Here is a 13,770-nt window from a genome sequence, read left to right as displayed (position 1 = left end):
TTATCCTGATACCTAGGGGTAACGATGGACCAAGCAGCAAATCTTCGAAAGTTAACAGAAACTGGTACTGGATTAAAACTCGTTCAACCCCAGGATGCCGCTAAAAAGACCAAAATCATCGCGGTTGCCTCTGGAAAGGGAGGAGTAGGTAAAAGTACAGTCTCGGTCAACTTAGCCATCTCCATCGCAAAAACTGGTCTTAAGGTTCTCATCTTCGATGGTGACTTGGGCCTTGCCAATGTGAACGTCCTACTCGGCATCATTCCGAAATACAATTTATACCATGTGGTAAAAGGCCATAAGTCCCTAAAAGACATCGTGATTTCCACCCCAGAAGGTGTGGACATCATTGCCGGTGCCTCAGGGTATTCCCAACTTGCAAACCTCAATGAAACCCAAAGAAACAACCTCATCAAGGGATTTGCGGAACTCGATCGTTATGATGTGATGATCATTGATACAGGTGCCGGGATCTCTGCAAACGTCATTGGCCTTGTGATGCCTGCGGATGAAGTGGTTGTTGTCACAACTCCAGAACCAACTTCCATTACAGACTCCTATGGTCTGATTAAGTCCATTGTTTCCCAATCCAAAGACAAAAATCTCAAAATCATCGTGAACCGTGTGCGTTCTGCCATTGAAGGGAAAAAGGTAGCCGACCGAGTGATTGATATCTCGGGTCAATTTTTAGAAGTCCAAGTGGAAAACTTAGGTTTTATTTTCCAAGATGAAGAAGTTGAAAAATCCATCCGGGAACAAAAACCATTCATCATTGGAGCTCCTCGTTCCAAAGCAGCTGCTTGCCTCACACGGATCACTCACACCCTCTTACAAACAGAAGGTGGTTATGATGATGAAGAAGGCCTCACTGGATTTTTTAAGAAGTTCTTTAGTTTTGTCGACTTCAAAGAAAAAGAAATGGAATCGAGAATGGAGGAAGACAACTAAATGCTCGTCGGATTTGTACTGGGATTTGCAATCCTTGGAGCCATCATTAGTTCCGTTTGTGGGTTTTTAGTCGGAAATCGAATCGGTTATATCTTCTTTGTTTCTCTGATTTCTACGTTTGCGTTTGGTGGGCTTGGGTTTGGCATTTTTAGTGTCTTACAAAAGAAAGTCCCTGAATTTTTAGAGTTTTTATCTACTTTTTCCATTGGTGGGTTTGGGGGCGGAGACCATGCAGATGACTTCGACCATGAACATGGGGGAATGGAACCAACTTCTGCTTCTGGTGGGTCTTCCGATGACTTTGGTGTGCAACCTGTGGGTGACGCCGCAATGGATGCCAAACTTGCGATGGCAAAATCAGGAAAGTTTGGAGACCATATCATCGTAGACAAAATTGCGATCAAAAACGAGCCAAAACTCATGGCAGAGGCAATTCGAACCATGATGGCTAAGGATGACCCGCAAGAGGGTTGAAAAATTACTGTTTTTAGAGGACATAAGAAAAAATCCTCTTGTAATTTTCATTTCTTTACGATTTATAAAGTAAAGAGATCCCGTACCCTGGTTCCCAATGTCAAGATTGCTAGACAAATACAATCAGTTTGATGAGACAGATCTTTGGAAACAATACCGTGTCAAAAAAGACGCGGAGATCCGAAGTTACCTTGTTGAAAAATATTCACCTCTCGTCAAACACGTGGCTGGGCGGATTGCGATCGGAATGCCACAAAATGTGGAATTCGAAGACCTTGTCAGTTATGGCGTCTTTGGTCTGTTAGATGCGATAGAGAAGTTTGACCCTTCTCGCGAAATTAAATTCAAAACATATGCGATGACCCGTATCCGTGGGTCCATTTTTGACGAACTCAGAAGTGTGGACTGGATCCCTCGTTCCATCCGCCAAAAAGCAAAACAACTCGAAAACATCATTGCCATGCTCGAAAACAAAGAGGGCAAAAAAGTCGATGATGAAGAGATCGCCAAAGAACTTGGTGTCTCAATGGAAGAGTACAACTCTCTCCTTGCCAAATTATCTGGTACCTCACTTGTTTCTTTAAATGACATTTGGTTTCTCGGTGATGAGAATGATGAAGTTTCCTTTATGGAAACCTTAGAGTCTCCGATGAATATGAACCCAGACAATATCATCGAAAAAGAAGAAATCAAAAACGTAATTGTCGAAGCCATCCAATCCCTTCCTGAAAAAGAGAAAAAAGTCATCGTACTTTATTATTACGAAGACTTAACCTTAAAAGAGATTGGAGAAGTGTTAGAAGTCACTGAGTCTAGAATTTCTCAACTTCACACCAAAGCAGTCGCAAGACTACGTAGCAAACTTTCCAAAGTCAAATCAGCGATCCAAAAAAGGTAATAGAAGATGTCTCTCACGGAATTTCTTACAGAGGAACTGAAAGAGTTCGATCGTAAGGAAAAAGAACAAGTGGAAGTCATTGCCGATACCATCGAAGAGTGTCTGGCAATTGCGTCCAGTCACCTTGGTCGTAAAGTCCACGAAATTGATTATACTGTTTTAAAACGGGGAAAAAAATCCCTGTTTTTTTCCGAACCTTATCATATCCGTGCTTCCATCATTCCTGATGATATGCTCCTTGATGAACTGAGCTTATTAGATGAACACCTAACGGGTGGTAGTGGAAAATTAGTCTCTAAAGAATTAAAAGAACTCGTCACACCAAAAAACAAAGACGGTCGAGTGGTTGTCAAAATATACAGAACAGGTGTGTTTTTAACTGTTTACCCTCCTTCCGGGGAAGGACTTGAAATGACGATGGCGGATGTTTCCAAAAAACTGTCGTTTCGTGGTGTGGCAGGTGTTGACCAAAACCTCATCAATAAAATCCTCAAAGAGAAAAAAGGGGAACCAGTTCTTATCTCCAACCAAAAACCAAAACCTGGAAACGACTCCAGTTGTAATGTGGAGATTGCCCAAGAGAATATGCGGGCCTTTGTCACCGTATTCCCTGCAAGGCCTGGTGGGCGTGATTTAGAAGTAGCCGATATCGTTGCCGCCTTAAAAGGGATGGGTGTTGCTCATGGATTAAAAGAAGACGAAATCCGCAAACATTTGGATGAAGAAGTCCATAACAAACCATTCATTGGCGCCGAAGGTGATTTCCCTGTGAACGGGAAAAATGCCGAAGTCAAATACTATGTTCGCACAGAAAAGAAAATCAATTTCAAAGAAGACCAATCCGGTCGTGTGGACTACAAAGATTTGGATATGATCGAAAACGTTGTCGTTGGACAATTGTTAGCTGAAAAGCTCCCTGCCGAAAAAGGAAAGTTTGGTCGTAATTTATTTGGAATGGTGTTACCAGCCAAGGATGGTTTAGACACAGAACTCAAACAAGGGAAAGGAACCATTCTTTCAGAAGACAAAATGCGTCTTACCGCCGAAGTCAATGGACAAGTGTTATACGCAGCGGGTCGTCTGTCTGTGGAAACCGTTTACCGTATCAATGGGGATGTGGGAGTTCGAACAGGAAATGTGACCTTCCTTGGTTCCATCATCATCACAGGAAATGTCGAAGACAATTATTCGGTGAAGGCAGCAGGGAATATCGAAATTTATGGAACGGTCCAAAAGGCCATTGTGGAAGCTGATGGGGACATCATCGTCCGCCAAGGGGTCACAGGGCGTGAAGAGGCAAGGATTGAGTCCACCGGTGGGAATATCGTCGCCAAGTTCATCCAGAACGCCACTTGCATCACAGAAAAAGATATCATCGTCCAAGAAGGGATTTTACATTCCCATCTCATGGCTGGGGGAAAAATTTCCTGTAAGGGGAAACGGGGGCAAATTGTGGGGGGGACCATCCAAGCGGCCCAACTCATTTCGGCCAAAATCATTGGCTCCCAAGCAAACCCACAAACCGATCTCATCGTCGGAAACAATCCTAAGATCTTAAAACAAATCAATGAGTTCGAAGAGAAGAAAAAAGAAAACCAAGACAAACTAGACCAACTCACAAAAACCATGCGTACCCTCAAAGCGAGAAAAGACGCTGACCCCGCGAGTTTTACCGCGGAACAAGATGCCCATTTACAAAAATTAGAAGCTGGTACCAAAAAACTCGAAAAACGAATCGCTGAGGCCAGTAAGGACATCCAAACTCTCACCGAGTACATGGACGAACAGGCAGCAAATGGTCGTGTTTCCGTAGAAAAGACCATTTTCCCTGGTGTTACCATCCGTATCCGCAATGCAGAATACAAACTCCGCCACGAGACCAAGGCCAAAACCTTCTACGAGGAAGAGTCCCAAGTCCGAAGTCAGCCATACGAAGATCCAGACGAAACGAAAAATGACTGGAGAAAAAAAAGAGGGCGTGGTAAGTCTAAGAATTAGGAGGGACTCCAGATGATACTCAACGAAAATTTTGCCAGTATCGCCCACCACTACGATTTTGCACGTAGGGCTCAGGCTGAAAATCCCTTCACCCACCAAAACCAAGTGGTGGAATTGCAAAAGGTGGTGATCCAAACACAAAACCGAGCCCAAACGGTCCCTGATGCGAAATCAGGATACCAAGGTTCGGCAGCAAAACCGAAACAAGACAAAGAAAATTCGGTATTTGCTTATTCCAAAGAAGGGATTATTTATGATCGTCCCAACTTGGAACGTGGATCTCGTTTTGATTCAAAAGCTTAAATTTTTTCTACGGAATGTTGTTGGAAATGTTCTTTAGGAGAAACATATGGAGCTTTTTTCTCTCGTACTTGTTAATTTATTATTCTGTGGGATGATGTATGTTTTCATCTCAGCAAAAGTCCAAAAAGCTGTCAGTGAATACTACGATAAAAAACTAAACCGGGCCATCGATATGGCCACTGCGGAAACCATACGCGAGTTAGATGCCACTGTGAGTATCATTGAATCAAAGATGGTAGCACTTCGATCCATGATGGAGAAGGGCGAAGCTTTGGTAAAAGAATTCAAACACTACCAAAACCAAGGACTCTCAATGAAACAAGAGTTAGTGTCAACTCCAGTTGAATCTGAAGAACCGATCCTTGATACAAAAGAACAAAGGACTGGCATTGGTAAAATTTACCAAGCAAACCAAATCCCCGTTTCAATCGATGAGGCAGAAACAACAGAAGGGGCAGTGAACCAAGCCTTTGGAAAATTGGGAAAGGCCGTAAAAGGAATGTTTGGGATGGAACCTTTGAGTGAACCATCCAAAGAAGCAATCGAAAATTTGGAAGTTCCTACGTTTCAGCCTAAGATGAATTATACGGTAGGTGGTAATCCTTTCACAGAAGAAAAACCAACGGAAGCCATTCGCAATGAAACCATTGAAGGTCAGAAAAAAAGAGAATTCTTAAATGAAGTTTCCAAAGCGAATGATCCAGCATTTTCTTCTTACCAAAGGATGAATTTAGACAAAGTGGAATTTTCCATTGAGTCTGCTTTGGAAGAGTTACCAACATCTGCAACAAAGATAGATAAAGTAGTTCATCTCATCAAAAAGGGATACAAACACGACGAAATCTCGGAAGCAATGAACATAGGTATCCATGAAATTCATTTGATTGAAACGATTCGACTTGATCGATCTAGAAGAATCTAAAAATATGTTTCCATGTCTTCGTTTCCGGTTCTCAATGTAGGATTCTCTAACGTTGTTTTTGTTTCCAAGATTCTGACCATTTTGTTGGCAGATTCAGCTGGAGCAAAACGACTCCGAACCGAAGCAAAATCCGAGAATCGTCTCATTGATGCTACTTGTGGACGGAAAACTAGGTCTGTGTTAGTCCTTGACTCAGGCCATATACTATTATCAGCCATTCGCCCTGAAAGTTTATCCAAACGTTTGGAAACAGGTGACAACCACATTGGAGAAGGGGAAGAGGAGTCAGAAGATTGAAAGCAATTCCGAATCTTTATATCATCTCTTCTGTTGCTGGTGGAGGAAAATCGACCATCATCCAAGCGCTTCTCAAAGAGAACCCAGAGTTTTATTTTTCCATTTCCTGTACAACACGGGACCCACGGCCTGGGGATGAAGAGGGGAAAACATATTATTTTCTAACCATTCCTGAGTTCCAAAAAAGAATCGCTGCTGGTGAGTTTTATGAATGGGCGGAAGTCCATGGCAATTATTATGGAACTCCAAAAGCTCCCATCTTAGAGGCTATCAAAGAACACCGCGTGGCACTTCTCGATTTGGATGTCCAAGGTGCCAAATCGGTAAAGGAACTAAGGCCAGAATCTGTAACCATTTTCATCGAACCTCCAAGCCGTGAGATTTGGATTGAACGCCTCATCCGACGAGGAACTGATTCTAAAACAAGTATCGAAAAACGGATTGAAAATGGAATTCATGAACTAGATGAAGCACCTAGCTTTGATTATGTGGTTGTCAACGATAAATTAGAAGATGCCATCACAGAAGTGAAGGCCATTCTTTGCGGAACAAAACCGAAACCCTAAGTAAAAAAAGCCAACTAAAAAGTTATCTTAATCCTGGTTTAAGGTTCGTCGTTTTCCTCATCAATACTTTTGCCGTAGTTTGGAACATTTTTGGCACCCGCATCGAGCCATTTATTCGAAATGACAGATCGTCTTTCCGCAGGGAATAAAGTGAGTAGATAGGTTGTGATGGTTTGCCTTCCCTCTTCTTCAGCATCCCGATCCATTTGTTCGAATACTTCAATGATATCGTAGTCTGGCCAATTGATGAGCATATCTCTTGCTGATTCTGGAGGCATGTTCGCAACTTTGTTTGCAAGAACTTTTACTTTTTCGGCACGAGCATTGTCCTTTCTCGCTTTTTCTGCCATTTCTTTTTCTTTCCGTTGGATCCCTTCTTTGAGTTCTTCCAATCGTTCTTTGTCGGCACTGAGTGAGGAAGATTTTTCTTCTAACTCACTTTTCATTTGTTCGAGTTCTTCACGGTCAGCAATGAGTCTTTCTTTTGCTTTTTCCATTTCCAACTTCTCTAACTCAGTGGGAGAGAGAAGGTCTTGGTTCACAAGTCCCGCTTGTTTTTTTAAGAAAGGAAGGTAGTCCTCTGCATTAATGACTTGGAAGTAGTCAAAAACAAAAAAACCAATCGCCACTAGAAAAAAAATCAATACAATTAAAAAGAAGGATCTTGTGCTGTCAGTTACACTTGCCATTATGATTTGCCTTGTCCTAAGTAATATTTTTCATAAAAATCGCGGAGAGTTTTAAAGTCAGATGCGAGTTCGTCTCCACCATCTTCCCTGTTTAAAATTTTGAAAGTTCTTGGAATTTTTTTGGAGGCCTTCGGTCCAAAACTTTCAAAGGAATCAAATAACGACTGTTTGTTCAGGTGGAAATTGAATTCTTCCACTTCTCTACGTTCCATTCGATTTCGCTTTTTTTTCCATTCGAGGAATCGTTTGTCTTTTAAAACCTCGATGACTTTTTTATTCATTCTGGCTACCATCACATCTTTACGTACCAAGTTAACTTCTTCGGTTTGGTTTGAGATCCTATGATCTAATTCTTCGTTCCGACGGATGAGACCTTTGATGTATTGTTCAATGGATAAATAGTCTGATAAACTTGTCCCTACTTTTGCAGAAGATACAATGGCTTCGTAGGACGATTCGATTTCTTTTTCATTGTTTTCCTTTTCGGAAATCAGGGAATTGAGTTTGGATACAACCACTGACAAACGGCGGATTTCTTCCTCTTCTTTTAAGCCCCGAAGTTTTAAAACTGTCTCCAAACTGAAGCGAAATCGTTTCACAGCTGTCTATTTCTTCGGTTCTAAATAATTTTTGTACTCTTTTTTACTCGTATTTTTAAAAAAATACGTAAAACTTGCAGTATTGTCCCATAAATACTTACATCTCCTATTGTTTATTTGGAGCCAGTTTTTAGGTTCCTTTTCTCCCGCTTTTGCTACTTCACTAAGTGATTCAGTGGAATCCAGTGGTGGAAACCCGATCCATTTAGAAGGGGATTGGGAATTTTTCCCCCGAGTGTTTTTGTCGGAAGTGGAAACTCGGGATCTTCCTTTCCAAATGTTATCGGTTCCTGGGATTTGGAACTCTGTCCTCGGCTCAGGGGAAGGGTATGGAACTTACCGTCTTGTTTTGCAGAAACCAAGTTATTTGGCAAATGAGGAAGTGTTTGGAATCAAAATCATGGATGTGGCAACTGCCTCGCGTGTGTTTTGGAATGGCAAACAACTTGGTTCTTCTGGAGTTGTGGCAAAAACACGAGAAAAGTCTGACCCTTCTTATCAATTCCAGTTGTATCCTTTACCTTGGAAAGATGGACCAAACGAGTTACTCATTGAAATTTCAAATTTCCATCATGCAAAAGGTGGAATGTGGGAACCACCTTACATTGGTGAGTGGAACCAATTGTATAGAGAATGTGAAACTGACCTTGCCTCTTCCTTGTTTTTGGCTGGGTCTGTCTTTATCATTGCATTGTATCATTTTGGATTGTTTTACTTTCGGCGCACAGACAAAGGAAATTTATTATTTGGATTTGCTGCTTTACTCTTAGCACTTCGAACTTTATTCACAGGTGAAAGATTTGTCTTCAATGAACTAGCACCAATTTTAAGTTGGAATGTTTGTTTACGAATTGAATACTTTACGTTTTATATCTCACCTTATTTGTTCTTTGCATTTTTTCGCGAGTTTTATCCTGATTTTTATCCAAAATGGATGCACAGGTTACTTCTTTTTCCTACACTATTGTTTATTTCATTTTTAGTAGTATTACCAACACAAATTTATACAGAACTAAATAGTTATTACCAAATTGTATTTTTGTTTGGGATCCTTATGATTTTACAAGGAGTGTTCCGAGCAGCCATCCACAAAAAAGAAAGTGGATTTTTGTTTTTAGTAGGAATCTGTACAGTAGCGATTGCAGCTCTTGTCGATTTGTTAAACGCAAACCAAATTTTTTATTCGGTGGAAGCAATTCCAATTGGAATTTTTGTTTTTATCCTAGTTCAATCTCTTACACTTTCTAGACGATTTAGCCTTGCATTTTCAGAAGTGGAAACTTTATCGAAACGTTTAATGGCTTTGGATAAATTGAAAGATGAGTTTTTGGCAAATACTTCTCATGAATTAAAAACACCTTTAAATGGAATTATCGGCATCGCCGAATCTATGTTTGATGGAATCGGTGGAAAACTAAACCAAGAACAAAGACAAAACTTAGGAATGATCGTCAGTTCTGGGAAAAGACTTTCTTCTTTAGTTGATGACATTTTAGATTTTTCCAAAATGAAAAATCGTGATTTGGATTTGGACCTAAAGGCAATTGACCTACACCAAATTTGTGATTTTGTCCTTGTGATCTCAAGACCCTTATATGTAACAAAAAATCTTACCGTTAGGAATAATGTTCCTATCGATTTTCCACCGATTCTTGGTGATGAAGCACGACTCCAACAAATTTTATTCAATATCATTGGGAATGCAATTAAGTTCACAGAAAAAGGTAGGATAGAAGTTTCTTGTGAAATTGTCGATAAAATGGCAGTGATTTCCATCCGAGACACCGGGATCGGAATTCCTAAAGATAAGTTTTCTGACATCTTTCGTTCCTTTGAACAGGTCGATTCTTCCACAACACGTAAGTTTGGTGGGACTGGGCTTGGACTCGCCATTTCAAAACGTTTGGTTGAACTCCATGGAGGAAATATTTGGGTAGAATCCATTCCATCAGAAGGTTCTGTATTTTCTTTTTCACTGCCATTAGCAAGAGAAGGTGAGATCCCAATCGAAAAACCACCAATGAAAAAAACGGAGATGTGGTTTGGAGGAGACAATTTTGATTTTGAGCCAATAGAAGACACAGAGGAAGAATTTGAAGGTGAAAAACTAAAAGTCATTGTTGTGGATGATGAACCTATCAACCGTCAGGTGCTAAAAAATCATTTAACTCTGATTGGGTGTGATGTAAGTGAAGCTGCAAATGGTGTGGATGCGATTCGTCTCGTGAGAGACGAAGGACCATTCGAACTTATGATCCTAGATATTATGATGCCGGGGATGAGTGGATATGATGTTTGTGCTGTTTTACGAGAATCTTATTCTTTATACCAATTACCCATATTGTTTTTAACCGCAAAAAACCAAATTGCTGACATTATCGCTGCTTTGGAGGCAGGTGGAAATGATTACCTGGCAAAACCATTTGACAAACGTGAATTGATCTCTCGTGCTAAAAACCTGATTACCTTAAAAAAAGCAGTAGAAGAACAAAACAAATTCATCGCCATCCAAAACGAATTGGGTTTAGCACGAAAACTTCAGTATTCCATTCTACCTGAAGAAGCACCAAATGTAGTCGGAATCAAAACAGAATTTTATTATGAACCAATGGATAGCATAGGAGGAGATTTTTTTGATTTCCATGCGATCTCTGAAATAGAACTAGGAGTTCTCATCGCGGACGTATCAGGGCATGGAATCCCAGCTGCCCTAGTGTCAGCGATGTTAAAAATTGCATTTTCCACACAAGTGCGACTTGCGAAAGAACCTTCCCAACTTTTGAACCAAATCAATGCAACACTTCTAGGAAAGATGAAAGGTGCATTTGTGACAGCATCTTATATTTATATCAATTTGGAAACCAAACAAATGACCCATGCTCGTTGTGGACATCCCCCTCTTATCCTCAACCGAAAAGGTGAAAATAAAGCCAAACTCAGTATGCCACAAGGAAAACTAATCGGTTGGATTCCGGAACTTGATATTCAGGAAGACCACATCCCAATCCAATCTGGTGATCGTATTGTATTGTATACAGATGGAATTACAGAAGCAACCAATGCACAAAAAGAAATGATTGGCCAAGAAAATTGGGAAACGATGACTCACCGTTATAGTGGTTATCCACTCACAGAATCAAAACGATTGTTACTCGAAAAAATCAAAGAGTTTACTGGAAATAGAACCCCAGATGATGACGTTACACTCGTCATCTTAGAAATTGAATAAATTAAAATTCATCATCAGTTCTTGATGAAGATTGTAAGATAAGTTCCAGTTTTTTGATCGCTTCGTTGTAAGAGGATTTTTCTTCAATTCGTTGTCTTAAATAGTCATCAATTTGCGATTTTTTATCAATTGCCATGTCAATTTTTTCATCAGCACCGCGCACATAGGCATTGAGCAAAATAATATCTTCTGAATTTTTATATTTGGAGATTAACTCTCTTACAATGGAGGCACGCATATAGTGATCTTCATTCACAATTTTTTGCATCAATCGAGAAAGGGAAGAGGGAACGTCAATGGCAGGATAATGGCTTTGTTCGGCAAGTTTCCTTGTTAAGACTATATGCCCGTCAATAAAACCTCGAACCTTGTCAGCCACAATATCATCCATATCGTCTTCGGCATCAGTTAATACTGTATAAAATCCAGTAATGGAGCCACCGTTATGTGATGTTCCGGCTCGTTCGACAAGTTTTGCCATTTTGGTAAATACGCTGGACGCATATCCTTTTGTGACGACAGGTTCGCCGATCGATAATTCTCTTAGGGCTTCTGCATACCTAGTAAGGGAGTCCATATACAAATTGACTGACATTCCCTTTTCACGGAAATATTCTGCTGCCGAACAAGCGAGGTTTGCACAACTTACCTGTTCCATTTTGGAAGAATCAGAAGTTGCAACAAAAACAACTGATCTTGCCAATGCTTCTTTCCCTAGTTCTACGTGTAAAAATTCATTTACCTCGCGGCCCCTTTCTCCAATGAGAGCAACCACGTTTACATCTGCGTTCGTATAACGGGCGATCATTCCCAGTAAGCTGGATTTACCAACTCCAGAACCTGAAAAAATTCCAATCCGTTGTCCACGCCCAACAGTTAACATGCCATCAATGGCACGAACGCCTGTTTCTAAAATATCCGTAATTGGAGGACGATCCAGTGGGTTTAAAAACCTTGGTTCGGATGCTCTTTCTTCTTTTGTGATGAGAATCCCTTTGTTATCAATTGGTTTCCCAAGACCATTTAAAACTCGTCCTAAAAGTTCTGGACCTGCATTTAAAGTAATTTGTCTTCCAGAAGAAAATACAAAGGCATGAGGGAATATTTCTTGAGTGTCACCCAACGGCATTAAGGTGTAAAGATGGTCTTTAAATCCAACAAGGACACATGCCAAATACCCTTTGTCTGAGCCACGTTCGACTTCCAAAATTTCACCTACTTTGGAATCAGGTGGACCTTGGGAATAGATCACGTTCCCCACAACAGAAACAACGACCCCACTTTTGCGAATGGGTTCGATTTTTTCGACGACATTCAGGTACTTCGAAATGGCATCGATTTGTTCTGTGAATTTTTTTTCGATCATGGGGTCTTTTCACTCATCGAATCATGAGACATAATTAAATCAAGCGAATTGAGACCCCGAGATTCCCTTCTGAACTTTATCTACAGAGTTTGATTTGGTCGATATTGGAGATCAATTTGGGGGAGGGCAGTTTTTTCCCGAGTTTGACATTCCCACCTTCCGCAAGGCTTGCCGTTTCGTACGCCCATTTGCCAAAATTGGTTGGGATTGTAAAACAATCTGGGAAGGTTTTGGTTTCCGACAGTTCTTTACCTGTCCAAACGAGGATACGATCTGGTGTTCGAACGTACAATTTGTTTCCATCTTCTGCCCAGCGAATCCCATACAAAGGTAATGCGGTCCAGAAACTGAGAGGGAAAGACTGCACTGATTTGTCCGCAGTTTGCAGGATGGACAATTCGAATTCAGTGAATTCATCTTCTTTGGTTGGACTTGCTGTGATGAGAGCTACTAAATTTCCGTTGGGGGAGGGAGCCATTTGGAAAATAATTTTCCTCTCTGGAGTTGCCGGATACGAGAATGCACCACCTACTTCTGGGTAGATGGAAAGGGTTTGGTTAAGGGTTCCATACTCGTCATTTTTACCGTATAACACAAATAAAGTGTTCGATTTTGTATGGTAAAAAATTCCATCCCCGAGCGCCCAAGATGGCAAATCCCATTCCCTTATCACTTTTCCACCCGTAACGCCATTCGTTACTAATTTGATATGACTTTTGTAATCACGTTTGTCAGTGGTTCCATTGAGAGGGTTCCAAGAATCTTTCTCTTGGTAGGCGACTGTTAAGACCAGGTTCACATTCGGATCATTACTAGGTGAGATTTCTTCTGGCAATTGTGCATCACGCCAAATGAGTTGTGAACATCCAAAAACAGAAAGCAGGAGAAGAGGAAGGAGAGTTTTCATAGGAAATGAAGTTACGGTAAGATTTGTCTCTGTAAACAAAAAAGGGGACCTAGTGTCCCCTTTCAGTTAGAAAAGTGAATGGAAAGGAAATTATTTTCCTTTTTTCGCTTTTGCTTTTTCTTTATTCTTTTGGTCGATTTCTGCTCTATGAGTGTCACAAAGTCTGTAAAGAATTCCTGTTACCGGGTTTTTACGAGTTACTTTAGTACCACAAACGATGCATAGACCTTGTGCTCTTCTTCTTTTGTAAAGTTGTTGAACTCTCTCCGCTCCAGACGCTTTGTACTTGGAGATTTGAATTCTGAATCCTTTGAAAAGGTAATTCCCAATCGACTTCTCTGGGTCTTTTTTAAGATCATCCGCGATTTTGTCGATTTGTCCTGGGCCTACTTTTTGTGGTTCCATAGCTTTCTTTTTCCTTTAAATTAAATTTATATTTTTTTTGACGAAGGGAAACCCTTTGCCCTAACAAGAGTATCTCTCCACTTTCATAAAAATTCAAGATATTTTTTTTACCGAATAACAATTTTTTGATGTTTTGCGAAGTTTTTTTTCTAAAACGATTGATAGGTGA

14 protein-coding genes are annotated in these 13,770 nt (G+C 40.6%); 9 read left to right on the top strand and 5 right to left on the bottom strand.

Annotated elements, in window-relative coordinates; translation table 11 throughout:
- The first annotated feature begins 24 nt into the window (after positions 1-24).
- From DI076_RS09190 to DI076_RS09155, 8 genes are all read left to right on the top strand, one after another.
- The gene (locus DI076_RS09190) at positions 25-948 is read left to right on the top strand and encodes a MinD/ParA family protein (RefSeq protein ID WP_108959637.1); all 924 of its coding nucleotides are present in this window, start codon (positions 25-27) and stop codon (positions 946-948) included.
- Positions 949-1,422, top strand: coding sequence for a hypothetical protein (locus DI076_RS09185; protein ID WP_108959636.1), 474 nt, complete (start codon positions 949-951; stop codon positions 1,420-1,422).
- A gap of 97 nt (positions 1,423-1,519) precedes the next feature.
- Entirely contained in the window at positions 1,520-2,320 is an 801-nt protein-coding gene (whiG, locus tag DI076_RS09180) for an RNA polymerase sigma factor WhiG (protein WP_012387953.1), read from the top strand.
- 6 nt (positions 2,321-2,326) lie between these two features.
- On the top strand, positions 2,327-4,318 hold the full coding sequence (locus DI076_RS09175) for a FapA family protein (protein ID WP_108959635.1): 1,992 nt from the start codon (positions 2,327-2,329) through the stop codon (positions 4,316-4,318).
- Between the two features lie 12 nt (positions 4,319-4,330).
- Positions 4,331-4,621 (top strand): hypothetical protein, encoded by a 291-nt coding sequence (locus DI076_RS09170; protein ID WP_108959634.1) that lies wholly within the window; start codon positions 4,331-4,333, stop codon positions 4,619-4,621.
- A gap of 46 nt (positions 4,622-4,667) precedes the next feature.
- Positions 4,668-5,543 (top strand): hypothetical protein, encoded by an 876-nt coding sequence (locus tag DI076_RS09165; protein WP_108959633.1) that lies wholly within the window; start codon positions 4,668-4,670, stop codon positions 5,541-5,543.
- Positions 5,544-5,555: 12 nt separating this feature from the next.
- Positions 5,556-5,840 carry a DUF370 domain-containing protein gene (locus DI076_RS09160; protein ID WP_100716396.1) on the top strand — a complete coding sequence of 95 codons (285 nt, stop codon included), beginning with the start codon at positions 5,556-5,558 and terminating at the stop codon, positions 5,838-5,840.
- Positions 5,837-6,406 carry a guanylate kinase gene (locus tag DI076_RS09155; RefSeq protein WP_108959632.1) on the top strand — a complete coding sequence of 190 codons (570 nt, stop codon included), beginning with the start codon at positions 5,837-5,839 and terminating at the stop codon, positions 6,404-6,406. The genes DI076_RS09160 and DI076_RS09155 overlap by 4 nt, the downstream gene beginning before the upstream one ends.
- Before the next feature lie 38 nt (positions 6,407-6,444).
- On the opposite strand, the gene DI076_RS09150 is transcribed toward DI076_RS09155, so the two are convergent.
- Both DI076_RS09150 and fliJ read right to left on the bottom strand, forming a co-directional pair.
- On the bottom strand, positions 6,445-7,095 hold the full coding sequence (locus DI076_RS09150) for a periplasmic-type flagellar collar protein FlbB (protein ID WP_108959631.1): 651 nt from the start codon (positions 7,093-7,095) through the stop codon (positions 6,445-6,447).
- Positions 7,095-7,694, bottom strand: coding sequence for a flagellar export protein FliJ (gene fliJ / locus DI076_RS09145; RefSeq protein WP_108959630.1), 600 nt, complete (start codon positions 7,692-7,694; stop codon positions 7,095-7,097). Before fliJ ends, DI076_RS09150 begins: the two co-directional genes overlap by 1 nt.
- Positions 7,695-7,725: 31 nt before the next feature.
- Between fliJ and DI076_RS09140 the strand changes: the two genes are divergently transcribed.
- Positions 7,726-10,923: a SpoIIE family protein phosphatase gene (locus DI076_RS09140; RefSeq protein WP_108959629.1), complete on the top strand. Its 3,198-nt coding sequence runs from the start codon at positions 7,726-7,728 to the stop codon at positions 10,921-10,923.
- A 1-nt stretch (position 10,924) separates the two neighbouring features.
- Here DI076_RS09140 and DI076_RS09135 read toward each other — a convergent pair whose 3' ends face one another.
- The 3 genes from DI076_RS09135 to DI076_RS09125 all read right to left on the bottom strand — a co-directional run bounded on the left by DI076_RS09135 (position 10,925) and on the right by DI076_RS09125 (position 13,601).
- Positions 10,925-12,289 (bottom strand): FliI/YscN family ATPase, encoded by a 1,365-nt coding sequence (locus DI076_RS09135; protein WP_108959628.1) that lies wholly within the window; start codon positions 12,287-12,289, stop codon positions 10,925-10,927.
- Positions 12,290-12,365: 76 nt separating this feature from the next.
- Positions 12,366-13,196 carry a hypothetical protein gene (locus tag DI076_RS09130; protein WP_108959627.1) on the bottom strand — a complete coding sequence of 277 codons (831 nt, stop codon included), beginning with the start codon at positions 13,194-13,196 and terminating at the stop codon, positions 12,366-12,368.
- Positions 13,197-13,286: 90 nt separating this feature from the next.
- The gene (locus DI076_RS09125) at positions 13,287-13,601 is read right to left on the bottom strand and encodes an LIC10235 family protein (RefSeq protein ID WP_015678495.1); all 315 of its coding nucleotides are present in this window, start codon (positions 13,599-13,601) and stop codon (positions 13,287-13,289) included.
- Between the last annotated feature and the right edge of the window lie 169 nt (positions 13,602-13,770).

The sequence above is a fragment of the Leptospira ellinghausenii genome (assembly GCF_003114815.1).
Lineage (GTDB): Bacteria > Spirochaetota > Leptospiria > Leptospirales > Leptospiraceae > Leptospira_A > Leptospira_A ellinghausenii.
Note: the sequence above shows the minus strand (reverse complement) of the source record. Positions and strands in the feature narration are given on the sequence as shown.